This window comes from Rhodococcus qingshengii JCM 15477 (assembly GCF_023221595.1).
GTDB classification, from domain to species: domain Bacteria; phylum Actinomycetota; class Actinomycetes; order Mycobacteriales; family Mycobacteriaceae; genus Rhodococcus_F; species Rhodococcus_F qingshengii.
The window spans coordinates 1,780,914-1,803,623 of record NZ_CP096563.1; the positions used below are offsets into that span (position 1 = coordinate 1,780,914).

The window sequence follows — 22,710 nt, forward strand, 5'->3', positions numbered from 1 at the left end:
TGTGGGATCGACGAGGGGGAGCGGCGAGATGGCCGACAAGATTGAAGACGCCGGAGCAGGATTGTGGGAGCCGGTGCGCCCTGCCGAGCCGACGCGGCCCGAGCCGCGCGCATCCGCGCCCGAGCCGTCATCGGACTCGGTTCCCAGCGACGTTCGTAGTCTCTTCGTGGCCCCGGTCGACTCCGGGCCGCTCCAGCAAGTCGCCGGCCAGGCGCCCGGTGCACCCGCCGCTCCGCCGACGACGACCCCAGCGGCTCCGCTACCAGGTCCCAAGACTCCGGTCATCCAGTATCCGGCAGCGCAGCCAGGCCCGATCAACGGTCAGTTCTCGACCTCGCCTGCGATGCCGATGCAGACCTACGAACCTACGAATCGTGGAGGGTCGCTTCCGGATTCACGAACTGGCGTTCCGCAGCCTGTTCAGAATTCGCAGCCTGTTCGGAACCTGCAGCCTGTCCAGAATTCGCAGCCCGGCCCGACGGCGCATTCATCCGCGAGACCGCTCCAGCAACCGCAGGCACCTTTTTCGCCCGGCGTCCATCCGCCCAATCCCGCGATTCGGCAGTTCGGTCATCCCGGCGCTGCGCCGGTGCAGAACGGCCACGCCCTCCAGAATGGTCAGGCCGTGCCGATGGCCCCGCCGACGGCGCCACCTACTCGCGCTCCGATGCCGCAGACCGGACTCACCTCGGCTCCGGACAGTCGCTTCGAGTCCGCTCTCCCGATGACTGCGCAAGATCTCTCGGCTGCGCTCCTCGTCAAGCGGCCTGTCCGGCCTGCCCCGGTGGGCGGCTGGCGCAAGGCGCTGTACACGTTGTCCGGCCGATCGGTGAACCTCGGAAACGGTGCAAAAGAGCAGCACCTCGTCGAGTTGACGCGCCAGATCAACCAGCCGCTGCAGGGCTGCTACAAGGTTGCGGTGCTCAGTCTCAAAGGCGGCGTCGGAAAGACCACGACCACAGCGACACTGGGGTCGATGTTCGGCTCGATCCGCGGCGATCGCGTCGTCGCTGTCGATGCAAACCCCGACCGGGGAACGCTGAGCCAGAAGATCCCGCTCGAAACTCCGGCAACAGTGCGAAACCTGCTGCGCGACGAGAACAGCATCGAGAAGTACAGCGACGTCCGTGGCTACACATCGCAAAATCGACACCGGCTCGAAGTGCTTGCCTCCGACAGCGATCCAGCAGTTTCAGAGGCCTTCAGCGGTGGGGACTACACGCGCACGGTCGACATGCTCGAGAAGTTCTACAGCATAGTTCTGACCGACTGCGGCACCGGATTGATGCACTCGGCGATGCAGGCCATTCTCGAAGGTGCAGATTCGTTGATCGTCGTCAGTTCCGGTTCCGTCGACGGTGCACGTAGCGCCTCCGCAACACTTGATTGGCTCGACGCTCACGGTTACAGCAGGCTGGTCGCCACGTCCGTAGCTGTCATCAACGCGGTACGGCCTCGCTCGGGCAAGGTTGATCTGCCGCGGGTCGTCGAGCACTTCGAGCAGCGCTGTCGAGCGGTGAAACTGATTCCGTTCGATCCGCATTTGGAAGAGGGCGCCGAAATCGATCTGGACCGGCTGCGTCCAGGTACTCGGGAAGCGGTGCTGGAGTTGGCTGCGGTGGTTGCGCAGGACTTTCCGGCCTCCCCGTTCGCGTTGACGGGGCGGTAATCGGATAGCCGGGCGAGCCCGGACGCTACGTCGACGCGTCAGTCGGCGGTACGTCCGGACCTTCCGTGCGCTTGCGTCGTGTTTGCTGGTTCACATTCCACAGGAATTCGGGATCGTCATCCGGCCCGCGTACACCGCTCACCGGGGTGCGCGTCGACGGATCGGGCCCGAATGCCTTCCACATCAGAACGATCAATGTCACCAAACCCACCAACGCCAACAGATACAACACGGCGCACCTCCTCAGGGAACTGAAGTCGAGCCTACTCAGTCTCCGCCCCGCTTCACCAGAAGTGGTGCGGACAAGCGTTTCGGCTCAGTGCGCTAGTGCTGTATCTGTCGGGTACTGCAAGATCTGTCGGGTACCGCAAAGTGCTTCGAAGTGAGCCGAGTTTGCTCAGTTGTTGTCTGCTTCGGTGGTCAGCGAGCGCAGAAGCTGCATGACCTCGGTCTCACGGAATCGACGATGTCCTCCTGGCGTGCGAAGCGAGCCCAGTCGTCCTGCGTGTGCCCAGCGGGTCACGGTCTTGGGATCGACATGAAACAATGCCGCTACCTGTCCGGGCGTCATGAGTGCGTCTGCGGCGGTATTGAAGGTTGGTGCGCTCATTGTGAGGTCCTCCATGTTGATGTCGAACGTTTGACGAACAGTGATTCCGAACCGAGCAGTGATTCCGAACTTTGGTTCCGAACCGGTGTGTCGACCAGTTGCCAAAAACCTGCGTCGAGTTTGTTTCGAAGTCCTTCGCTCACATTCGACCGTTTTCTGAGTGGTAGCGCAATGTTTGCACAGATATAGCCGGGTAGTCGATCTTTCAAGAAAATGTAATGTTTAAGTAAAGGACAAAATGGATATAGCGGGCTCGGTCCCACCCGTATTCGGAATGGGTAACCTGAGAGGGTGAGTCAGTTGTCTGAAAACCCCGAAAATGTTCCTTCTGAGCCGGTCAAGGCCAGTAAACCTTCCGCAAACTCTGGGCAAGCAAAGTCGGCTTCCGGGCCGGTGACCAAGGGTCAACTAGCCCGCGACGTGGTGCTGTACTCGGTCGCTCGGCTGCTGCTTGTCGTCGTGATCGGTGCCGTCATCATCGGTGGCGGAAAGCTCGCCGGCACGGACGTTCCCTTGATCGTCGCGGCGCTGTTCGCAGTTCTGATCGCGCTGCCGCTGTCGTTGCTGCTCTTCGCGAAACTGCGCAAGCGTGTTAATGCGGGCATTGCGGCGGTCGACGCCCAGCGTCGGTCCGATCGTGACGATCTTCGCTCCAAGCTGCGCGGAGACGGGCGGTGACCACGGGGTCGCTCGACGTCGACCGTCGGACCTCACGCCAGTGGGTCGACAACGCGGTGCGGTTGATCGAAGCCGACGCGCAACGCAGCGCGGACACTCACCTGCTGCGCTATCCGCTGCCGAGTAACTGGACCGTCCAGCTTTATCTGAAGGACGAGTCGACCCACATCACGGGGAGTCTCAAGCATCGACTCGCACGGTCGCTTTTCCTCTACGCGATCTGCAACGGCTGGGTTACCGAAGAGACCACTGTCATCGAAGCGTCGTCCGGATCGACGGCTGTCAGCGAGGCGTATTTCGCGAAGTTGCTGGGCCTGGATTTTGTCGCGGTGATGCCCGCGAGCACGAGTCCCGCCAAGATCGCGTTGATCGAGGCGCAGGGGGGACGTTGTCATTTCGTGAGCGATCCTTCGTCGATCTACTCGGAATCGCATCGGCTCGCGAGTGAGTTGAACGGTCACTACATGGACCAGTTCACCCACGCCGAGCGCGCGACGGATTGGCGCGGAAACAACAACATCGCCGAATCGATCTTCACTCAGCTCGAACACGAGGAACATCCGATTCCCGACTGGGTGGTCGTCGGAGCCGGGACGGGCGGAACCGGTGCCACGATCGGCCGCTTTCTTCGTTACCGGAAATTCGACACGGGGCTGTGCGTGGTGGACCCGGAGCACTCCGTGTTTTTCGACGCGTGGCGAGCGAGCGATCCGTCGATCGTCGGTACTCGAGGTTCCCGGATCGAGGGCATCGGCCGTCCGCGCGTCGAACCGTCGTTTGTCGGTCAGGTGGTCGACCGAATGATCAAGGTGCCGGACGCAGGCTCGATCGCGGCCGCACGGCACGCCAGCGCGGCCCTGGGGCGCAAAGTGGGCGGCTCGACGGGGACGAACCTGTGGGGAGCTTTTGCGTTGATTGCCGAAATGATGGCGGCCGGGCGCAGCGGCAGCGTCGTCACCCTCCTGTGCGACGGCGGAGAGCGTTACTCGGGGACGTACTACAACGACGAATGGGTGGCGTCGGAAGGGATCGACCTGCTCGGTCCGACGGCAGTGCTGGACGAGTTCGTCCGTTCGGGTGCGTGGACGGCCAGTTCCTGAATCGCCGGCGCCGGACCGTGTGACGGGCGGCTCATCGTCACCCGCGGCCAGGCGTCCAGCCCGGACGACTGCTCGTCCGTTCTGATGCGTATCAGGCCGGGAGAGAGCGTGTTCTCGGCCAGACGCACGAACCCGAGTCGCTCGTAGTACGGCGCGTTCCACGGAACGTCGACGAACGTCGTCAGAGTCACGAGATCGTGGTGATGGTCCGCCGCCCATTCGGTGACGGCGTCGATCAGCTGAGCTCCGAGGCCTTTGCGGGCATGATCGGGGTGAACGGAGACCTGTTCGATATGCGCACCGCCGTCCACGATCTCGACGAGCGCGTACGCAACGGGTACGTCGTTTGCGTCGGTCTGAACCCAGATGTGCTCGGCTGCGAGAAAATCGTTCAACTCGTCGAGCGTCGGCGGTGGATCGTCTGCGATGGCGTCCATCCCGATGTCTCGGAACGGTTCGCCCGCGGCGATCTCGATCTGTTGCAGTGCGGGTAGGTCGGTGGATATGGCCGAGCGGATCACAGAAACCGTTTTACCTCGAGAGTGGAGTTTCTCCCAGCGCTACGCCTTCTGTAACGCAAACCTACGCAACCGTAGGTTGTGTATCGTTTGGTCAAGGGGCACTTCTCCAGCGAGGGCGGACCATGGGCAATCCTGAAGTTTCACTCGACAATTACGAGGCTGTGTACGAGTACTACCGCAGTCATCAGCAGAACCGATTCGTGGCGAAGCTCGCTTATGCCGCATTGGCGCTGAAGTACCTCCCGCGAGTGAGGTACGCGCCGGGTGCGGAAGCTGCGCTGAAGACTCTGCTGGAACGTAAGACGCAGTTGGTCGTGGCGGTCAATCATCTGACCGAGAGCGACCAGTTCACGCTCGCCGCGACCGCGTGGCGTACTCCGTTGCGTCGAGTGATCGGACGGACCCGGGTCCTCGCCAAAGACGAACTCTTCGTTGATCCTTCACAGCGCAAGAAGGTCGACATGATGGGCAGCATCCCGGTTTTTCGCAGCAAGAACTACGGCCTCCGGGCTGTTTCGGATGCCGGCCGAGTGATGATGGACGTCGCGGCCGAGCGTCTGGGCAACGGGGATTGTCTGGCGATTTTCCCGGAAGGGACGTGCAACACCGAAGATTCGACGCGGTTGCAGCACGTCAACAGTGGAATCGGCCACATCATCGCGCGCGCCGAGAAATTGGGATGCTCACCGGCTCTGGTGTCGATCGGCATCAACTACGGTCCGGTGGCCGGCGACGTCAAGGCTGCGAGTGTCTTTGTCGGAATGCCGGTGACCGAACTTCCGGACAAGCCGATGGATATCGCCCGAACTGTGCAGGCGGATTTGCAGGTGGCAGTGAACGGGGCCGTCGCCGGATACTAGGCGCGCCTGTCAATTTTGGTTGACAGATTCCGGTTGTCAACCTAAATTGACATCATGACCGAAGCAACCTCTCTCGCTGCTGCCGCCGGTAGCCCGGATCCCACCGAGGGATTGCGTGCTGTTCGAGCGCTGCGTCGTCTTCTCGAAAAACTCGAGGCCATTCAGGTCGCCAATGCGCGCCGTCACGGATGGTCCTGGCAGGCGATCGCGGAAGCTCTCGAGGTCAGCCGTCAAGCCGTCCACAAGAAATACGCGTCCGCGCAGTCGGAATCGATGCTGCGTTCACTGCGCGAGAAGGGCAGGTAATTGCCATGTTCGAAAGGTTCTCCGCACAGGCTCGAGGCGTCGTTGTCGATGCTGTCGCCGGCTCCGGTCCTGTCACGCCGATGGAACTTCTGACCGCGCTGCTCACCTCTGATCGGGGCATCGCCACCGAGGTGCTCACCGAGTCTGGTGTCACGCTCGACGTGATCCGCCACGCCGGCGCCGGATCGAACGAAGGTAGCTCCAACAATTTCGACGACGCCGAGATACTCAAGTCGATCGGCATCGATCTCGATGCGGTTCGGGAGAGTCTCGAGCAGTCCTTCGGCGAAGGTGTGCTGGACGAGACTCCTGTGCCGGACGGCGTCGACACTTCTCGCAAGAGCCGATTCAGGTTCCCTCGTTCACGATTCGAGAAGGACTCCAAGAAGGTGTTGGAACTCTCGCTCCGTGAAGCGCTCGCGCACAAGGACAATCGCATCGGCGCCGAACACATCCTGCTCGGCATCCTGCGTGTCGCCGACGGGCCTACCCGTCAGGCCCTCGAAACGCAGGTCACGATGTCGGTGATCCGTGAGCGCTTGGAAGCGAAGATGAATCGCGCCGCCTAGATTCGGCACGGCTCCGCATGCACGGGGCGGGATGTGCCAGCATTCAGACATGACATTTCTGGCACGTCTCATCATCAACGGCATAGCCATCTGGCTGGCGTCGGCGTGGGTCACCGGCATCACGATCGCCAACCACGACAACGGCACCTGGGGCACGGTTCTCGTGATCGCGGTGATCGCTTTGATCTTCACGGTGGTCAACGCGTTCATCAAGCCGGTAGTGCAGCTTCTCTCGCTACCGCTGCTCATCCTGACTCTCGGATTGTTCACGCTCGTGATCAACGCCCTCATGCTGATGCTGACGGCGTGGATCTCGTCTGGAACGTCCTACGGCTTGACGGTCGACGGCTTCTGGACGGCAGTCTGGGGCGCGCTGATCATCTCGATCGTGAACTTCCTGCTCAGCGCGTTCGTCCCGGACAACCGTTGAGTCCGTCGACTTTCAGGCGAGACTGAGCGCAACTGCGGTCGCCGCACCCCAGACGAGCATGGCGAGTCCGGTGTCGCGCAACGCGGGGATCAGGGCCATACCCTGCCCGCCCGAACGCAGTGGGGCGTTGGCTCGGATTGCCAGTGGCAACGCCAGCAATCCGAGCAATGCCCACGGAGTACGCAGGATCAGCAGCAGGGTCGCGACGAACGGGACGGCCAGCAGGATCACGTGCAGCGTGCGGGTCCTGGCGTCGCCGAGCCGGACTGCGAGAGTGATCTTTCCGGACTCGGTGTCGGTCGGGATGTCTCGAAGATTGTTGGCAACGAGCACCGCGCTCGAGAACGAACCGATGGCAATCGCGCCGGCCAGCCCGGCCAGATCCACCCGCTCGGCCTGTACGAACTGAGTTCCCAGCACTGCAATCAGTCCGAAGAAGATGAACACGGCGATCTCGCCGAACCCGCTGTATCCGTAAGGCTTCTTGCCGCCGGTGTAGAACCAGGCACCGATGATGCAGAACACGCCGACCGCAACCAGCCACCAGGCTGTGGTCGCCGCCAGAACGAACCCGGCTACCGCGGCAACGGTGAAGCAGCTGATCGCCGCGGCCTTCACAGCTCCGGGACTGACCAACTTCGATCCGACCAAGCGCAGTGGCCCGACGCGGTCGTCGTCCGTTCCGCGGATTCCGTCGGAGTAGTCGTTCGCGAAATTCACCCCGACGATCAAGGCCAAGGAGACGATCAGTGCCAGGAGCGCCTTCCACCACACTGCGAGGTCCAGGGACGCCGCGGCTCCGGTGCCGACCAGCACGGGCGCAATCGCGTTCGGGAGTGTGCGCGGCCTCGCGCCTTCGATCCATTGAGCAGCTGTTGCCATACAACGATCTTTGCACTGTGCAATACGATCGAACGCGGTGGATCAGCACATGACTCGAGACGTGAGTGAGCGCGCCAGGTACGCGCAGTCGGGCGAAGACCTGGCAGACATTGCCTTGCTCGGACCCGTTTCGACCAAAGTGGGCGATCGTCTGGTTCCGTTGCCGGGTCCGCGAGCTCGAACTCTGCTGGTTGCGCTGGCTCGCAATCCGGGTGAGCCACGTACCGCGCAGAGCCTGATCGACGACGTTTGGGGGCTGGAGCCGCCGCGCTCACCGATGAACGCCCTCCACACTCAGGTCTCGCGCCTGCGATCTGCACTCCCGGACGGAGCCCTCGAAGTCACGGCGGCCGGATACCGGCTCACTCTCGCTCGGGAGCGTGTCGACCTGGCCAGGGCAGCGGACGCCGCCCGTGGTCTGCGCACCGTCGGCGCCGACGCGTCCGAAGCGCTCGCCGTCACGACCGCGTCATTGCGCCTGTGGCGCGGTACCCCCGGGAGTGACGTCGTCGGCGACGTTGCAGATCGTCTGGCGCTCGACGCAGGCCGGGTGTACGACGAACTGGAGACGGCGCAGATCGACGCGCTGCTCACATTGGGGGAGTACGCGGCAGCCATTCCCCTGGTGCGCGGACGCCATCTGGCGAGCCCATTCGACGACACAGCGGCCGAGGCGTTGATGCGTGCGCTCGCCGGAGCAGGCCGAGTCAACGAGGCACTCGAAGTGTTCGCGGAGTTCCGCAACCACCTCGCCAATCGCCTGGGCGCTGATCCGTCGCCCGCACTGGTGACTCTCAACGCGGAACTTCTCGGGGCACCTGCGGCTACACCGCGGGCCGCCCGTGCGATCGGTCTGCGCGCTGCCCCCAACACCTTGCTCGGTCGCGACAACGACATCGACCAGATCGAATCCTTGCTCGCCCGCTCCCGCGTCGTCACCATTCTCGGACCTGGTGGCGCCGGAAAGACCCGTCTTGCACACGAATTGGGCCTGCGCGGATCCGTGAACCAGCCGGGCGTCTCGGTGGTCCTCGTGGAGTTGGCGTCGTTGCGCAGCAGCGAAGATGTCATCGCGGCCATCGGAGGCACCCTCGGAATCAGCGAATCCGATCTGGCGCCAGGCAAATTGACCGTCGGCCGAACGCATTCGGCGAGAGAGCGACTCAAAGAGGCGCTGTCTGCCGGTCCGATGTTGCTCATCCTCGACAATTGTGAGCACGTGATCGGCGCGTGTTCGGAGATCGTGGCCGAGATGATCGCGGCCGGTCGTCAGCTGACGGTTCTGACCACCAGTCGTTCTCCGCTCATGATCAGTGCCGAGGCGGTGTACCCGTTGCCGCCGTTGGCGATCGACGACGGAAGCGGCTCGGCAGTCGAACTCTTCTCGGCGAGAGCCCGTGCGGTGCGGCCGTCTGTTCATCTGGACGTCGACGCGGTAGTCAAGCTGTGTACGACGCTCGACGGACTCCCGCTGGCGATCGAGCTCGCTGCCGCGCGGGTCCGCACCATGAGCGTCGACGAAATCGGTTCGAGACTGCGAGACAGGTTCGCGTTGTTGCGCTCCGATGATCCGACGTCTCCGGATCGGCATCGCACCCTGCACGCGGTGATCGACTGGAGCTGGAATCTGTTGGGCAGCGGGGATCAGATTGCGTTGCGTCGATTGTGCCGATTCCCGGCCGGCTTCACCCTTTCTTCGGCGCAGGCCGTTGCCGGGTGGGGCGAGTTGACCGATGTGGCAAGTGCCGTCGAAGCGCTGGTGAATCAGTCACTTCTTTCCGTCAGCGACGGGCAGGGAGATCTTCGGTACTACATGCTCGAGACTGTCCGTGAATACGGCGAGGAGCAACTCGCCGCGTCCGGGGAGGGACCGGAAGTGATTCGGCGCCTCGACGACTGGGCGATTGCGATCGCCGAGGATGCCGTCGTGCGTGCACGGACGGATCAGCTCCGTCTGATTGCCGACCTCGACGCCGAGCACGACAACCTTCTGGCTGTACTTCGCTGGGCCGTGGAACGCGGCGACGCGGTGACCGTAGCCAACGTCTTCCCCGTCCTTGCGATTCTGTGGGCCGTACGAGGATCGAACTCGGAAATCTCGAACTGGGCGTCGAAGATCGTCGGGGCGACCGCGGACAACGATCTGCGCGACGTGAATGCAGAACTGGTGGGCGCTACGTTCATCCTGGTGGCGATGCATCTCTTCTTCGGAGAGGCCGATCGAAACCATGCCCGTGCGCGGATCCGACTTCGAAAGCTGTTGCGTGAGCGCGATGATCTCGGTCCGTTGTTCGCATTTCTGATCAAGCTGACCACGAGTGGGATCGCCAACCACAAACTTGCGCGGTTGGTGGCCGAAGGCGTTCGCAGTTCCGATCCCGAGACCCGAATGGCGGCGCTGTCCGCGCGTTCGAACATGCGGGAGAACATCGGAGATCTGCGCGGTGCGTTGCTGGACGGGGAGACTCTGTTCGACTACGCCACCAGCATCGGTGACGAGTGGGGTCTGGCGATGGCGGCCCAACATGTCGGGTCGGTTCACAGCCAATCCGCCCGCTATGGCGAGGCCATCGAGTTCTACGCGATCGCGGCGGCGTCGATGGAACGCCTCGGTGCGCGTGACGAGGCGATGCAGCTCATCTGCTTTCAAGCCGGAGCAATGATCGCGGCCGGTGACACCGCTGGTGGTCGGGTGCTTCTCGATCGTGCACGTCCGGCATTGGCGCATTCGGGTGGGACCGGGGCCATCGAAACCGATCAACGGCGCGCGGCGCTCATAGCGAGTATCGCCGAGGCGGATCTCGCGGACGGCCGTATCGACGAGGGCTTGACTCGGTATCGAGAAGCGCTGGAGCTGTTGGGTTCTGCGATCGAGAACATCTTCGGTGATCCCTTCGTCGTTCTGCTCGGTGCCGCGGCTGTGTGCGCTCACGCAGTTCACGGCCGGCACGAACTGGTGGCGGGCCGCGTTCTGCAGATGAAGGAGTCGAGTGCTCTCAAGCTCGATCCCAACGGTTACGCGGACCTGCCGCTCGCGGGTTCGTTGGCGTCGGCGATCGGGTCGTTCGATCTTGTCACGGGCAACATCGAACGCGGAGTCGAACTGATGGCTTTGTCGTTGAAAATGCCGGGGAGACAAGACTTCGTCTCGCTCCATCACGCGCGCCTCTCCGACTTCGCGGTTGGTCTGGTCGGAGCCGACAGGTGGTCTGTGGAAACCGAGAAGGTATCGGGTTACTCACGCAGAGCGGTCCGCGAAGCAGTGTTGGCTGCGCTTCGCGGACCGGTGCTGGACTAGGTCTGGACGATGGTGCGGGACTTATGTCTTGCGCATGTACATCCGCACGGTCAAAGGTGCCATGACGGCAACGATCACCGCGGCGCCCACCAGCGACCACACGACGTGGATACCGAAGTGGCCGTCGTTGGCCAGCTCGCGAACCGCGGTCACCAGGTGTGAGACCGGATTGCCGTTCACGAACTTCTGAAGCCAACTCGGCATGGTGGCAGGATCGACGAACGCATTCGACAGGAACGTCAGCGGGAACAGCACGAGCATCGAAACACCCTGCACCGTGGACGCTTTGTTCATCAGCACGCCCATGAGAGCGAAGATCCAGCTGATGGAGAACGCGCACACCATGACCAGGATCGCGGCAGACAGAATGCCGACCACGCCGCCTGCGGGGCGGTAACCCATCGCGAAACCGACGATGAACGTGATGGTCGTGGCGATGCCGTAGCGCACGACGTCGGCGAGCAATGCACCGGACAGCGGGGCGATACGAGCGATGGGAAGGGACTTGAAGCGGTCGAACACGCCCTTGTCCATGTCCTCACGAAGCTGAGTGCCCGTGACGATGGAACCGGTGATGACGGTCTGGACGAGGATGCCGGGGATGATCGTCGGCAGATATGCCGTCACGTCACCGGCGATCGCGCCGCCGAAGATGTAGGTGAACATCAACGTGAAGATGATCGGCTGGATGACGACGTCGAACAGTTGCTCGGGGTTGTGCTTGATCTTGAGAATTCCGCGGTACGCCATCGTGAACGTGTTCGCGAAGCTCTGCTGCAGGCTGATGCGGCGGGGTGCGGCATCCGGCTGGGCTATCGGCGACCGGGGTTTGGTGAGAGTGGTTGTCATGCGACGCTCCGATCGGAGTCGTTGTCGGACTGGGCGTCGTTGCGACCACCGTCTTCGGGCTGGTGCCCGGTGATGGTCAGGAACACTTCGTCCAGGCTGGGTTTCTGTACGTTGATTTCGTCGACGGCGATACCTTGCTCACGCAGACGGATCAACAGGTCCGCCGTGATCGACGGGTCGCTCAGCGGGGCGGTGATCCGCCCGACCTCGGGAGTGACACCCACCTCGACGCTCAGCGCAGCGGCGATGAGCGAGCGAGCCTCCTCGGTGCGATCACGATCGACCAGCTTGAGTTGGAGCGAGGAGATCCCGACCGAAGCCTTGAGTTCGTCGGCGGTGCCGTTGGCGATCACGCGGCCGCGGTCGATCACCGCGATGCGATCGGCCAGTTGATCGGCTTCGTCGAGGTACTGCGTGGTGAGCAACACCGTCGAACCCTCGGCGACGAGTCGCCGGATGGTCACCCACATCTGGGCGCGGGTGCGCGGATCGAGGCCGGTGGTGGGCTCGTCGAGAAACAGCAGCGGCGGGCGCGCGATCAGGCTTGCCGCCAGATCCAGGCGTCGACGCATGCCACCGGAGAAGTTCTTCAGCGGTTTGGTCGCGGCCTCGACCAGATCGAACTCCTCGAGGAGTTCGAGGGACTTGGTGCGCGCATCGCGGCGGCTCAGGCCGAGCAGCCGCGAGAAGATCACGAGGTTCTCGGTCGCCGTCAGATCCTCGTCGACGGAGGCGTACTGACCGGTGACGCCGATCAGGGATCGGACCGCGGTGGGTTCACGGCTGACGTCGTGGCCGAAGATGCGCGCCTCACCGCCGTCGGGGCGAAGGAGAGTGGCGAGCATGCGGACGGTGGTGGTCTTGCCGGCGCCGTTCGGCCCGAGGACGCCGAACACCGAGCCGGTGGGGACGGTGAGGCTGACGCCGTCGACCGCGCGGTGCTCGCCGAACTTCTTGACGAGTCCGTCGGCCTCGATGGCAAGAGGCGAAGCTGTGTGGTTCATGGGATGAAGCTTGGCAGACCGATCTTGCATGGACCTTGCGTGGAACTTGCGGTTACTTGCACAGCGCGCGAGGTCGGTGCTCCACAACCGGCAAACAATCCCCAGACGGATCTTGCTTGTCGGTGTGCGGGCGCGGCGGCATCACGCTCGCTGCATGGAGATTCTTACGCGGGCACAGGCTCACCGGGACGGCACCAGCGACGCGCAGTTGCAGCGAGCGGTCAGGCGCGGCGAGCTGCACCGAATCGCAGCGGGGATCTACATGCGCGCCGATCACTTCCGCGAACTCGATGCGAGAGCACGCCACCGCTGCGCTGTCATGGTAGCCACCGAAAGCTGTGGACCAGGCGCAATCGTGAGCCACGCTTCGGCAGCGGTCATGCACGGATTGGATTGCGGCGGATTGCGATTGGACACCGTGCACATGACGCGTAACCGGTGCTCGGGTGGGCGGAAGAGTCAAACCTTGCATCTTCATCCGGCAGTGGTCCCGGCCGAGGAGGTCGTGCTGATCGACGGCGTCGCAACCACGTCGCTTGCGCGAACGTTCGTCGACCTCGCACGGACGACGCCGTTCGAGACCGCCGTGGTGATCGGTGATTGCGCCCTGCGACGTGGGATGAGGCGTGAGAACGTCGACGCTTCGCTCGATCATGCGCGCGGACGGCTGGGAATGAGTCGCGCTCGAGTGGCGGCGACGTTCATCGAACCAGGTGCCGAGAGTCCGGGGGAGTCCATCAGCCGGGTACGCATGCGCGACGACGGTTGGCCGATGCCGACCCTGCAGCACGAGATCCGTCACGGTGGCCGGTTCATCGGGAGAGTCGATTTCTTCTGGAAAGAGCACGGTGTGGTGGGCGAGTTCGACGGGATGGTCAAGTATCGCGGCGACAATCCGGGGAGGGCGGTAGAGCGCGAGAAACTGCGGGAGGACGCGATCCGGGACGCGGGGTTCGAGGTGTTCCGGTGGGTATGGGCGGATCTTCGCGACTTCGAACGTGTCCGCGAAAGGTTCGAGCGGGCTTGCCTCCGCGGAGCCGCGCGCTGATTGTGCAGCCGCGGCGCTGATCAGGCCTGCGGCTGAACAATCGGGCTGCGGCTGCTAGCTGAACCGAGCCACCAGGGCGGCGCGGTCGAGCTTGCCCGGTCCGCGCAGGGGGAGCGCGTCCAGGACGAAGAGTTCCCGCGGCGCCGCGGTGACGTCGAGTGTCCGCTGAGCATGTGCGCGCAGTTCGTCGAGCGTCGGAGCTTCGCCCTCGGGTACGACCACGGCCACCACCCGCTGCCCCAGCCGCGGGTCCTCGATGCCGATCACCGCGCACTCGCGAACGGCGGGGTGATCGGCCAGCGCGGCCTCGACCACCTGCGGTACGACGGTCAGCCCGCCGGTGGAGATTGCCTCGTCCAACCGGCCGCTGATGCGAAGGACCCCGCCGACCACTGATCCGGCGTCGTCGGTCCGGAACCATCCGGGTTCGGCGAAGGCAGGGTGGTCGGGAAGCCCGCGGTACCCGGACGCGAGCATCGGACCGCCCAGCAGTACTCGCCCGTCGTCGATACGAATCTGTGCTCCGGACAACGGGATTCCGTCGTAGACGCAACCGCCGGACGTTTCGCTCATCCCGTAGGTGCGGACGACGGTGATGCCCGCTTCGGTGGCCTGCGCGAGTACCGGTGCGGGAGTAGCAGCGCCGCCGAGCAGAACCGCGTCGAGCGAAGCCAGAGCCTCGACCGCGGCGCGATCACCGAGTGCCTTGACCAACTGCGTCGGCACCAACGAGGTGTAGCGGCGCGGTCCGCTCATCGCGGCGACAGCGCCCGGCAATGCTGCAGGGTCGAAACCCGCACTGACGTCGACGATCACCGGTTGTGTTCCGGCGAGGACACTGCGCAACAGAACTTGCATCCCGGCGATGTGGTGCGGGGGGAGAACCAGCAACCAGGATCCGGTGCCGCCGAGGCGTTCATGGGTCGCGTCGCCGCTGGCTCGCAGTGCGCTCGCGGCGAGCATCGCGCCCTTCGGGGTTCCGGTGGTCCCCGACGTGGCGACCACCAGCGAGATGCCGTCGTCGATGGGCTGATCGGGGTGCAGAGCGTCGCTCAGTCGGGCCGTCTCGCGTGCGTCGGCCGCCGGGACGGGAAGCACGGCGTCGTGCACGCCGTCCAGGATCTGCGCGATGGCAGGCAGTACCTCGAAGACCGCCTCACCCTGTGGAACGGCCAGTGTGCGAAGAACGTTCACCGGACGTCCGGCCCGGCCAGCGGCCAACCACCGGCAGCCAGATGGCTTCGTACTCGGTCGACGTCGGTTTCGAGTGGCATCTCGTTGGTGATCTTCGTGATGAGGACCTGGATGTCGGTCTTCTCGATGGGCAGATCGCCGTCCTCGATCAACGCGTCGGCGACGGCGTCGACCTCGGTTTCGGAGAGTCTGCGAGTGAGGAGCGCGAAAAGTGGGATGTAGTCCTGCTCGGGGACGCCATTGGGATAGCCGGCCCGCAACCAGCCGACTATCGACGTGAGGAAGGGCGGAAGGGCCATGACGTCAGCTCACGTCTCGAACTTCGTTGTCGGTGTCCACGTCTTCGATGACCGGCCACCCACCTGCGCGCAGCCTTTCGGTGACACGATCGACGTCGTCCTCGGACGGCTCCTCGTTGAGGATTCCCTCGATGATGGCGCGGATGGTGTCGTAGTCGACGTGGCGGTCCGGCACTTCGTGTGCCGACTCGATGGACATCGAAACGACCTGCTCGATCTCCTCGTCGGTCAGACGACGACGGAGAACGGCGAGCAGCGCAAAATGATCCTTGTCCGGGATGCCCTCGGGATACCCGGCACGCAGCCAGTCGAGCACGCTGCGCAATGAATACTTGCTCAAATCCTCGGCCTCATTTTCGTTTCGGTGGTTTCAGTGGTGTGCCGCGACGACCACTCAGAAGACGTGGATTCCGAACGTGCTGGCCAAGAAGTTCTTCATCAACAACAGTATTCCGGCGAAGATCGTGACGAGCACGACCGCAAAACAGAGGTACGCACCCATTTTACCCAGGGTGGACGGTCCTTCGGTGCCGTCGGCGTTCGGCAGACTCAGCGACTTGAGGCCGAAGGCGAAGATCGCCGGCAGTCCGGCTCCGAAGAGCAGTCCCACTGCCACTACCTGCCAGAGCGAATCGAGGGTATCGGTGAGTAGATGCATTCTCTTGCGCCCCTTTCAGGAGTTGCGAGTGGGTTCGGTGGACGGAGTGGGATCAGCAGTCGGAATCTCGCGAGCCGTCGCATCCGGATTGTCGTCCCATTCGGCGGTCACGTTGGCGGCGTCTACGGGTTCCTTACGCGAACGCAGGTACATGAAGATCGCGAACGCGATGAGGGCAGCGAAGACGACGAGAACGCCGGCCAGGCCGCCGATCAGATGCGCGAGTGCCCAGCAGATGGCGCCGACCACTGCGGCCGACGGCAAGGTGATCAACCAGGCGGCGGCCATCCGGCCTGCGACGCCCCAGCGGACCTCGGCGCCCTTGCGCCCGATGCCGGTACCGAGGATCGATCCGGTGGCGACGTGGGTGGTCGAGAGGGGGAGTCCGAGGTGGCTCGACGTGAGAATGATGGCGGCGGACGACGCTTCGGCTGCCAGACCCTGCGGCGCGGCGATCTCGACAAGGCCCTTGCCCAGGGTGCGGATGATGCGCCAACCGCCCAGGTAGGTGCCGAGAGCGATCGCGACGGCACAGGTGAACTTCACCCAGAACGGCATCTCGGTCTCGGCGGTGATGGTGCCGTGAGCGACCAGGGCCAAAAAGATGACGCCCATAGTCTTCTGGGCGTCATTGGTGCCGTGCGCAAGTGAGATCAATGAGGCGGTGCCGATCTGGCCGAAACGGAAACCGCGCTCACGCTCGTCTTCCTTGACGGATGCGGTGATTCGGTACACGAGCTTGGTACCGACGCCTGCGACCAGGGCCGCGACGACCGGCGCGAGGATCGCGGGGACGACGACCTTGGTCAGAACTCCACCCCACTCGACGCCGCCCATACCGATGGAGGCGATTGCGGCGCCGATCAATCCGCCGAACAGTGCGTGTGAGGAGCTCGACGGCAATCCGAGCAGCCAGGTCGCCAGATTCCAGATGATTCCGCCGACGAGACCGGCGAAGACGATCAGCAGCAGATCCTGCCCACTGACCGCGCCGAGGTTGACGACGCCTTTGGCCACGGTCGCAGCGACCTCGACGGACAGGAACGCACCGACCAGGTTCAGGATCGCGGAAAGTGTGACCGCAACTTTGGGCTTGAGTGCTCCGGTCGCGATGGAGGTGGCCATTGCGTTACCGGTGTCGTGAAAACCATTCGTGAAATCGAACGCGAGGGCGGTGACAACTACCACCAGGAGGATTACGAGCTCTGCGGTCACAACGTGAATTGTGCGTATCGAACGCGTAAAAGTACAGCGAACGGGATGCGAACAGGGGCTCCGCGGAGTACGTCCCCGCGCGTGGGCTGCGGCGCTGCCGTTCGCGATGTGTTCAGCGCCACGAAATCGGAACCCTGTGTGGGACCTCACTTTTTGGTCTCACTCACCGGGAAGGCACATTCGGACCGTTTTAAACGCTGATTACCTACGGGCACCGAGCGCACCGGAACAGGGGTTTCACCCCTGTTTCTCGGTGTCTGTCAGTGAGAAGGAGAGCTCCGACCGTGAAGCCCAACAAGTCCACGAAGCTGATCGTGGCACTCGCCGCGACCGCCGTTCTGGCGTCAGCCTGCGCATCGAATCGTGGTGACGATCCCTACGCCGTCGCTGTCGGCGGACCCGGCGTCAGCGCCGACCTTGCGTCGAGCACATCCGACGCGAAGTTCGGCACCCTCGATTCGCCCTGTGGTGAAGGCGACGCCACCGGCGCAACCGATCAAGGCGTCAGCGACACCGAGATCAAGATCGGGTTCGGTGACGACCGCGGTTATGTGAAGTCTCCTGGGCTGAACAAGGAAATGAGCGATGCGGTGAACGCGCTCATCTCTTGGTGCAACGATCAGGGCGGCATCAACGGCCGCAAGGTTGTCGGTACCGACTACGACGCCGCGATGACGCAGGCCAACTCGGTCATGCAGGAAGCGTGCGCGAGCCAGTTCATGATGGTCGGCTACGGCTTCGCGATGGATCAGACCGCCGAGCAGACGCGTGTCGCGTGCAACCTGGTGTCCGTGCCAGGCTTCACCGTGTCACCCGACGCAGCCAACGGACCGATGACATTCCAGGGTGTCCCGTTCCCGGTCGACTACGCGAACGGTTCGCAGTGGTTCCAGATGGCCGAGATGCACCCCGATCTGGTGAACGACTTCGACGTCGTCAACAGCACGATGCCCACGATCATCAGCTCCACCACGAAGATTCGCTCGATCGCCGAGGCTGCGGGCTTCAAGCTCAAGGATTGCGGCGTCACACTCAACTACGAGGGGGAATCGAGCTATGTGCCGTTCGCCGAGAAGTACAAGGAGTGCGGCGCGAAGGGGATCTGGACGTCACGATCGGCAAGCCCGTCGGAGCTGAACTTCGTGAAGGCCCTCGACCAGGTCGGGATCGATCCCATCTTCTTCGGTGAAGCCACCTGGTACGGCGCGACCGTCTCCGATTGGAACAAGGACACCGGACTGCTCGACAACCTCAACGCGGGCATGACCTTCCAGATGCTCGAGAACGCGGACAAGGTGCCCGCAGTGAAGAAGTACGTCGATCTGGTCTCCGAGCAGGGTGGCAAGACCGCGCTCCTCGGTATGCAGGCGGCGTCGTCCTTCCTGCTGTGGGCGGCCGCCGCGGACGAGTGCGGTAGCGATCTGACGCGTCAGTGCATGGTGAACGAACTCTCGAACATTCACGAGTGGGACGGCGGCGGATTGCACGCCGTCACCGATCCCGGCAAGAACATGCCGGCCACCTGCGGACTCATGACCTCGTTGAAGGGCAGTAGCTACGCGCAGGCGTTCCCGTCCACCGCGGGCGAATTCAAGTGTGACCCCAAGTACCTCGTCGCGACCGACAAGAGCACCTGGGGGACCGAACTCGGCGCTGACCGCGTGTCGACGAAGTACCAGAACGCCAACGTCATCAAGCCGCAGTCCTGATTCTTCCGACTCGGGCGGCGAGCGCCAACCGCCGCCCGAGTCCCTAACGAGGGTTCAGCCATGAACACTTTTGTCACTTTCACGATCCTGGGCCTGGTCCTGGGGTCGGTGTACGCGATCGCCGCCTCCGGGCTGGTACTCACGTACAACACGTCAGGCATCTTCAACTTCGCGCACGGTGCACAGGCAATGCTCGGTGCGTTCATCTACTGGCAGTTGCGCTACGGCTGGGAACTTCCCACCGTCGTCGCTTTGCTGATTTCACTCGTCCTGGTCGGGCCACTGATGGGCCTCGGCCTCTACGTCCTGATCATGAAGGGTCTGCGCGATACCGCCGAGGTCACCAAAATCGTTGTGACGGTCTCGATCCTGCTCGGAATGCTCTCGATCTCGCACTGGTTCTGGCACCCCGAGACCGCTCGGACGATGCAGATGTTCTTCGGCGACCAGTCCAAGATCACGGTGTTCGGCGCGAGCATCCGCTACCACGAGTTGATCTGCATCCTCGTTGCGATCGCCATCGCCGTCGGCCTGCGCATCCTGTTCACGCGCACCCGCGCCGGTGTCGCGATGCGCGGCGTCGTCGACGATCCGGAACTGTTGCGCCTCAACGGCCACAATCCGGAGCGTCTTGCGGCCCTGTCCTGGGCGATGGGTTCGACGCTCGCAGTCCTGGCCGGCATCCTGATCACCCCGATCAGTGGCGGCACACTCGAGGCGAACATGTTGACACTCTTGGTGATCGACGCGTTTGCCGCGGCCATGTTCGGCCGGTTGCGCAGCATTCCGCGCACGTTCGTCGGCGCCGTGGCCCTCGGGCTTGCCGGTACGTACGTATTGGCGTACTTCCCGACGAGTTGGAGTTGGACGTCGAATTTCCGTGTCTCCCTGCCGATGATCGCGCTGTTCGTGGTGCTGATCGTGCTCCCACAGGACCGGTTGCGTGGAGCGGTCACCCGTACTCGCGAGCGTTACCACGTGCCGAGCGTGCGCAAGGCCGTCGTCTGGGGCGTGGCACTGATCGTCATCGTCTACCTGATCCGTCTGCTGATGGTGACCTCCGCCGTCACCACACTGACCATCGGAATGACGTTCGCGATCATCGCGCTCTCGCTCACACTCCTCACCGGCTACGCGGGTGAATTGAACTTGGCGCCGGTGTCTTTCGGCGCTATCGCGACCATCGTGGCCTTCCATTTCGGGATCTCCGGTTCCGGGTTGGCTGCGCACCTCAACCTGTGGGGCATCGTCGTCGGAGTCCTCGTCACCGCAGTCATCGGTGGCCTCGTCGCCCTACCGGCGCTGCGGCTGAGAGGGCTGTATCTCGCGCTGGCAACCATGGCCTTCGGAGTGTTCCTCTCCAACATGGTTCTTCGTGACACCACCGAACACGAGATGTTCGGCATGAAGTACTCGCTGTTCAAGGACGGGAACATCGCCCTCCCTCCGCTGAAGATCGGTCCGCTCGATCTGAGCAACGAGACGGTGTTCCTGATGACCGTGACCGCGCTGTTCTCGGTACTCGGCGTCGGCGTCATCGCGTTGCGTAACAGCGGCTACGGGCGCCGACTCGCTGCGATGAAGGATAGCCCGGCCGGTTCGGCCATGCTCGGACAGAGCCTGGTTCGGCTCAAGCTGAGTGTCTTCATGATCTCTTCGGGGATCGCCGGTCTCGGCGGCATTCTGATGTCGAGCGCCATGGGGTCTGTCTCGGGCGAGAGCTTTGCCATCATGGTCAGCCTCTCGCTGCTCATGCTGACCGTCGTCGCGGGTATCGGATACGTCACCGGTGCCCTGTTCGGTGGACTGATGGCCGGAATCGGGTTTGCGGTCATCATGGTCTCGTTCACCAATCTGGCTTCGGCGCAACCGGAGTTGGAGGGAATGTGGCTGCTCTTCGGCAACATCGCGGCAGTCAGCCCGGCACTGATCGGCATCGGCGTCGGCGCGAACCCCAGCGGAACGGTCCACAGCGTGATCGAGGGCTACCGACGGCTCGCCGGTGCCAAGCCTGTTCTGATCGGCGGCGCCGCAGTCGTTCTGCTGACCTACGCCCTTGCTCTGACCGGTGTACTCGGCAACTGGTGGTTCGCGTCCATCACGATCGCGGTGGTGTTCATGCTGCCGGTGATCGGTGAGATGGTCATGCCCAGCGCGGTTCTCACTCCGGAGGAACTGGCCGCCAAAGCGACAGTCGTTCCCGAGGACATCGGGATCGATATCCCCTACAGCCCCGAGATCCGTGACGAGATCGACCGCGAACTGGGGATTCCTCAGTACCAGGGTGGCTCGCCGAAGGAGTTGACCGTCCATGTCTGATACACCACTTCTCGAAACGCGCGGTGTGAGCGTTCGTTTCGGTGGACACGTCGCGGTCAAGGACGTTTCGCTCACCGTGCAACCCGGAACGGTGACAGGACTCATCGGACCGAACGGTGCCGGCAAGACGACGCTCTTCAACACCATCACCGGGCTGCAGAAACCCACCTCCGGTCAGGTGTTCCTCGGTGGCGTCGACGTGACGAAGCTGCCGCCGCACAAGCGGGCGGGGCGCGGGCTGGCACGTACCTTCCAGCGGCTCGAACTGTTCGTTTCGCTGTCGGTGCGAGACAACCTGCGCGTCGCGGGAGACATCCACAAGGCGAACGGCCGCAACAAGATCGACGTGGACGGCGAGACCGATCGCCTGCTGGAGCTGACCGGGCTCACGGATGTCGCGGACAAGGACGTCGCGGACATCCCCACCGGACGGGCTCGCGTCGTCGAAGTTGCACGAGCCCTCATGACCGACCCGCGAGTGCTTCTGCTCGACGAACCGGCCTCGGGTCAGACCGAGCAGGAAACCGAGGTCTTTGCCGAGATGCTCACCGAACTTGCTGCGGGTGGACTCGGAATCTGTCTGGTGGAGCACGACATTCCGCTGGTGATGAAAGTGTGCTCGACCATCCACGTGCTCGACTACGGCGCAGTCCTCGCCTCGGGTGATCCGGAGAAGATCCGGACGGATCCGGAAGTGATCGCGGCCTACATCGGGACCGAGGAGGAGGCGGTATGACTTCAGCGAAAATTGGCGAGGCGAAAATCGACGAGGGTATACGCAGCCCCGACCGCGCCGAACCGTTGCTCGAACTGTCCGGTGTCCGCGCCGGTTACGGATCCATCGAAGTTCTGCACGGGGTGGACCTGATTCTGGAACCGGGCGCCGTGGTGGCGCTGCTCGGACCCAACGGCGGCGGCAAGACGTCGACGCTCAAGATCTGCTCGGGCGTCCTTCCGGTCACCCGCGGCGAGTTCCGGCTCGCGGGCCAGGTCGTGAACGGAGTCGAGCCTTCGGAGTTGGCTCGGCTGGGGGTCTGCTCCATCCCCGAAGGACGCGGGATCTTCGCCAACCTCACTGTGCGGGAAAACCTGTGGATCGCCACCGGAACGGGCGTCGGGCTGGCCGAACTCGAAGAGGTTGCGTACGGCAGGTTCCCGATCCTGGGGGAGCGGCGCGGACAGTTGGCCGGATCGATGTCCGGTGGTGAGCAGCAGATGCTGGCGCTGTCACGGGCACTCGGCACTCACCCGACGGTGCTCCTGCTCGACGAGCTGTCGATGGGTCTCGCACCTCGAATCGTCTCGCAGATGTACGACGTCGTCGGCTCGCTTGCAGCCGAAGGCATTTCCATTCTCGTCGCCGAGCAGTTCGCGCGAGCGGTGCTGCCCATCGCGACCTCGGCCGCATTGATGTTGCAGGGACGCGTCGTCAAGACCGGCGATCCACACGACATCGAAAACGAACTTTCTACCAGTTATCTAGGAGGATGAC

At 63.5% G+C, this 22,710-nt stretch carries 24 protein-coding genes; 13 read left to right on the forward strand and 11 right to left on the reverse strand.

The window, feature by feature from the left end:
• Nucleotides 1–28 precede the first annotated feature (28 nt).
• Nucleotides 29–1,669, forward strand: coding sequence for a MinD/ParA family ATP-binding protein (locus M0639_RS08275; RefSeq protein WP_082893157.1), 1,641 nt, complete (start codon nt 29–31; stop codon nt 1,667–1,669).
• Nucleotides 1,670–1,694: 25 nt separating this feature from the next.
• Here the strand turns inward: M0639_RS08275 and M0639_RS08280 are convergent, their stop codons facing one another.
• Nucleotides 1,695–1,901 (reverse strand): hypothetical protein, encoded by a 207-nt coding sequence (locus tag M0639_RS08280; RefSeq protein WP_003941996.1) that lies wholly within the window; start codon nt 1,899–1,901, stop codon nt 1,695–1,697.
• 165 nt (nt 1,902–2,066) lie between these two features.
• The gene (locus M0639_RS08285; RefSeq protein ID WP_003942029.1) at nt 2,067–2,279 is read right to left on the reverse strand and encodes a BldC family transcriptional regulator; all 213 of its coding nucleotides are present in this window, start codon (nt 2,277–2,279) and stop codon (nt 2,067–2,069) included.
• Between the two features lie 291 nt (nt 2,280–2,570).
• Here M0639_RS08285 and M0639_RS08290 point away from each other — a divergent pair, with 291 nt between their 5' ends.
• Both M0639_RS08290 and cds1 read left to right on the forward strand, forming a co-directional pair.
• Nucleotides 2,571–2,957, forward strand: a complete 387-nt coding sequence (locus tag M0639_RS08290; protein ID WP_030535490.1) for a DUF4229 domain-containing protein — start codon at nt 2,571–2,573, stop codon at nt 2,955–2,957.
• Nucleotides 2,954–4,057: an L-cysteine desulfhydrase Cds1 gene (cds1, locus tag M0639_RS08295; protein WP_063314765.1), complete on the forward strand. Its 1,104-nt coding sequence runs from the start codon at nt 2,954–2,956 to the stop codon at nt 4,055–4,057. The genes M0639_RS08290 and cds1 overlap by 4 nt, the downstream gene beginning before the upstream one ends.
• Here cds1 and M0639_RS08300 read toward each other — a convergent pair.
• Entirely contained in the window at nt 3,955–4,578 is a 624-nt protein-coding gene (locus M0639_RS08300) for a GNAT family N-acetyltransferase (RefSeq protein ID WP_063314764.1), read from the reverse strand. The two genes, cds1 and M0639_RS08300, sit on opposite strands and share 103 nt — an antisense overlap.
• A 122-nt stretch (nt 4,579–4,700) precedes the next feature.
• Here M0639_RS08300 and M0639_RS08305 point away from each other — a divergent pair, with 122 nt between their 5' ends.
• From M0639_RS08305 to M0639_RS08320, 4 genes are read left to right on the forward strand one after another with little or no spacing between them, the layout of a single operon-like run.
• Nucleotides 4,701–5,438 carry a 1-acyl-sn-glycerol-3-phosphate acyltransferase gene (locus tag M0639_RS08305; protein WP_064074191.1) on the forward strand — a complete coding sequence of 246 codons (738 nt, stop codon included), beginning with the start codon at nt 4,701–4,703 and terminating at the stop codon, nt 5,436–5,438.
• Between the two features lie 54 nt (nt 5,439–5,492).
• Nucleotides 5,493–5,744 carry a helix-turn-helix domain-containing protein gene (locus M0639_RS08310; RefSeq protein ID WP_003941869.1) on the forward strand — a complete coding sequence of 84 codons (252 nt, stop codon included), beginning with the start codon at nt 5,493–5,495 and terminating at the stop codon, nt 5,742–5,744.
• Nucleotides 5,745–5,749: 5 nt separating this feature from the next.
• Nucleotides 5,750–6,313 carry a Clp protease N-terminal domain-containing protein gene (locus tag M0639_RS08315; RefSeq protein WP_007728500.1) on the forward strand — a complete coding sequence of 188 codons (564 nt, stop codon included), beginning with the start codon at nt 5,750–5,752 and terminating at the stop codon, nt 6,311–6,313.
• Between the two features lie 49 nt (nt 6,314–6,362).
• On the forward strand, nt 6,363–6,743 hold the full coding sequence (locus tag M0639_RS08320; RefSeq protein ID WP_003941998.1) for a phage holin family protein: 381 nt from the start codon (nt 6,363–6,365) through the stop codon (nt 6,741–6,743).
• Nucleotides 6,744–6,755: 12 nt separating this feature from the next.
• Here the strand turns inward: M0639_RS08320 and M0639_RS08325 are convergent, their stop codons facing one another.
• Nucleotides 6,756–7,625, reverse strand: a complete 870-nt coding sequence (locus M0639_RS08325; RefSeq protein ID WP_007728497.1) for a 1,4-dihydroxy-2-naphthoate polyprenyltransferase — start codon at nt 7,623–7,625, stop codon at nt 6,756–6,758.
• A 49-nt stretch (nt 7,626–7,674) separates the two neighbouring features.
• Between M0639_RS08325 and M0639_RS08330 the strand changes: the two genes are divergently transcribed.
• A complete protein-coding gene (locus M0639_RS08330) occupies nt 7,675–10,923 on the forward strand; it encodes an AfsR/SARP family transcriptional regulator (protein WP_064074190.1) in 3,249 nt (1,082 codons plus the stop codon).
• Nucleotides 10,924–10,944: 21 nt separating this feature from the next.
• On the opposite strand, the gene M0639_RS08335 is transcribed toward M0639_RS08330, so the two are convergent.
• Nucleotides 10,945–11,772, reverse strand: a complete 828-nt coding sequence (locus M0639_RS08335; RefSeq protein WP_064074189.1) for an ABC transporter permease — start codon at nt 11,770–11,772, stop codon at nt 10,945–10,947.
• Complete coding sequence (locus tag M0639_RS08340) at nt 11,769–12,776, reverse strand: daunorubicin resistance protein DrrA family ABC transporter ATP-binding protein (protein WP_003941960.1); 1,008 nt, start codon at nt 12,774–12,776, stop codon at nt 11,769–11,771. Before M0639_RS08340 ends, M0639_RS08335 begins: the two co-directional genes overlap by 4 nt.
• Nucleotides 12,777–12,930: 154 nt before the next feature.
• Here M0639_RS08340 and M0639_RS08345 point away from each other — a divergent pair, with 154 nt between their 5' ends.
• Complete coding sequence (locus M0639_RS08345; protein ID WP_050768582.1) at nt 12,931–13,824, forward strand: type IV toxin-antitoxin system AbiEi family antitoxin domain-containing protein; 894 nt, start codon at nt 12,931–12,933, stop codon at nt 13,822–13,824.
• 54 nt (nt 13,825–13,878) lie between these two features.
• On the opposite strand, the gene menE is transcribed toward M0639_RS08345, so the two are convergent.
• The 5 genes from menE to M0639_RS08370 are packed head-to-tail and all read right to left on the reverse strand — an operon-like array spanning nt 13,879 to nt 17,190.
• Nucleotides 13,879–15,018, reverse strand: a complete 1,140-nt coding sequence (menE, locus tag M0639_RS08350; protein WP_064074227.1) for an o-succinylbenzoate--CoA ligase — start codon at nt 15,016–15,018, stop codon at nt 13,879–13,881.
• Complete coding sequence (locus M0639_RS08355) at nt 15,015–15,317, reverse strand: DUF3349 domain-containing protein (protein WP_003941976.1); 303 nt, start codon at nt 15,315–15,317, stop codon at nt 15,015–15,017. Before M0639_RS08355 ends, menE begins: the two co-directional genes overlap by 4 nt.
• Nucleotides 15,318–15,321: 4 nt before the next feature.
• Nucleotides 15,322–15,657: a DUF3349 domain-containing protein gene (locus tag M0639_RS08360; protein ID WP_003941853.1), complete on the reverse strand. Its 336-nt coding sequence runs from the start codon at nt 15,655–15,657 to the stop codon at nt 15,322–15,324.
• Nucleotides 15,658–15,711: 54 nt separating this feature from the next.
• On the reverse strand, nt 15,712–15,975 hold the full coding sequence (locus M0639_RS08365) for a hypothetical protein (protein ID WP_003942079.1): 264 nt from the start codon (nt 15,973–15,975) through the stop codon (nt 15,712–15,714).
• A 15-nt stretch (nt 15,976–15,990) separates the two neighbouring features.
• Entirely contained in the window at nt 15,991–17,190 is a 1,200-nt protein-coding gene (locus tag M0639_RS08370) for an inorganic phosphate transporter (RefSeq protein WP_063314761.1), read from the reverse strand.
• 284 nt (nt 17,191–17,474) lie between these two features.
• On the opposite strand from M0639_RS08370, the gene M0639_RS08375 reads away from it, so the two are divergent.
• Genes M0639_RS08375 through M0639_RS08390 form a run of 4 tightly spaced genes read left to right on the forward strand, consistent with a single transcriptional unit; the run spans nt 17,475 to nt 22,709 of the window.
• Nucleotides 17,475–18,899: an ABC transporter substrate-binding protein gene (locus M0639_RS08375; RefSeq protein ID WP_063314760.1), complete on the forward strand. Its 1,425-nt coding sequence runs from the start codon at nt 17,475–17,477 to the stop codon at nt 18,897–18,899.
• Between the two features lie 60 nt (nt 18,900–18,959).
• Nucleotides 18,960–21,218, forward strand: coding sequence for an ABC transporter permease (locus M0639_RS08380; RefSeq protein ID WP_064074188.1), 2,259 nt, complete (start codon nt 18,960–18,962; stop codon nt 21,216–21,218).
• Entirely contained in the window at nt 21,211–21,954 is a 744-nt protein-coding gene (locus M0639_RS08385) for an ABC transporter ATP-binding protein (RefSeq protein ID WP_003942056.1), read from the forward strand. The genes M0639_RS08380 and M0639_RS08385 overlap by 8 nt, the downstream gene beginning before the upstream one ends.
• Entirely contained in the window at nt 21,951–22,709 is a 759-nt protein-coding gene (locus tag M0639_RS08390) for an ABC transporter ATP-binding protein (protein WP_003941866.1), read from the forward strand. The genes M0639_RS08385 and M0639_RS08390 overlap by 4 nt, the downstream gene beginning before the upstream one ends.
• Nucleotide 22,710 lies beyond the last annotated feature (1 nt).

Excerpts from the sequence above, each read along its gene's own strand:
- M0639_RS08275 (WP_082893157.1), top strand. The coding sequence starts at position 29 with ATGGCCGACAAGATTGAAGACGCCGGAGCAGGATTGTGGGAGCCGGTG.
- M0639_RS08285 (WP_003942029.1), bottom strand. The coding sequence starts at position 2,279 with ATGAGCGCACCAACCTTCAATACCGCCGCAGACGCACTCATGACGCCC.
- M0639_RS08305 (WP_064074191.1), top strand. The coding sequence starts at position 4,701 with ATGGGCAATCCTGAAGTTTCACTCGACAATTACGAGGCTGTGTACGAG.
- M0639_RS08310 (WP_003941869.1), top strand. The coding sequence starts at position 5,493 with ATGACCGAAGCAACCTCTCTCGCTGCTGCCGCCGGTAGCCCGGATCCC.
- M0639_RS08315 (WP_007728500.1), top strand. The coding sequence starts at position 5,750 with ATGTTCGAAAGGTTCTCCGCACAGGCTCGAGGCGTCGTTGTCGATGCT.
- M0639_RS08320 (WP_003941998.1), top strand. The coding sequence starts at position 6,363 with ATGACATTTCTGGCACGTCTCATCATCAACGGCATAGCCATCTGGCTG.
- M0639_RS08325 (WP_007728497.1), bottom strand. The coding sequence starts at position 7,625 with ATGGCAACAGCTGCTCAATGGATCGAAGGCGCGAGGCCGCGCACACTC.
- M0639_RS08330 (WP_064074190.1), top strand. The coding sequence starts at position 7,675 with ATGACTCGAGACGTGAGTGAGCGCGCCAGGTACGCGCAGTCGGGCGAA.
- M0639_RS08335 (WP_064074189.1), bottom strand. The coding sequence starts at position 11,772 with ATGACAACCACTCTCACCAAACCCCGGTCGCCGATAGCCCAGCCGGAT.
- M0639_RS08340 (WP_003941960.1), bottom strand. The coding sequence starts at position 12,776 with ATGAACCACACAGCTTCGCCTCTTGCCATCGAGGCCGACGGACTCGTC.
- M0639_RS08345 (WP_050768582.1), top strand. The coding sequence starts at position 12,931 with ATGGAGATTCTTACGCGGGCACAGGCTCACCGGGACGGCACCAGCGAC.
- M0639_RS08355 (WP_003941976.1), bottom strand. The coding sequence starts at position 15,317 with ATGGCCCTTCCGCCCTTCCTCACGTCGATAGTCGGCTGGTTGCGGGCC.
- M0639_RS08365 (WP_003942079.1), bottom strand. The coding sequence starts at position 15,975 with ATGCATCTACTCACCGATACCCTCGATTCGCTCTGGCAGGTAGTGGCA.
- M0639_RS08380 (WP_064074188.1), top strand. The coding sequence starts at position 18,960 with ATGAACACTTTTGTCACTTTCACGATCCTGGGCCTGGTCCTGGGGTCG.
- M0639_RS08385 (WP_003942056.1), top strand. The coding sequence starts at position 21,211 with ATGTCTGATACACCACTTCTCGAAACGCGCGGTGTGAGCGTTCGTTTC.
- M0639_RS08390 (WP_003941866.1), top strand. The coding sequence starts at position 21,951 with ATGACTTCAGCGAAAATTGGCGAGGCGAAAATCGACGAGGGTATACGC.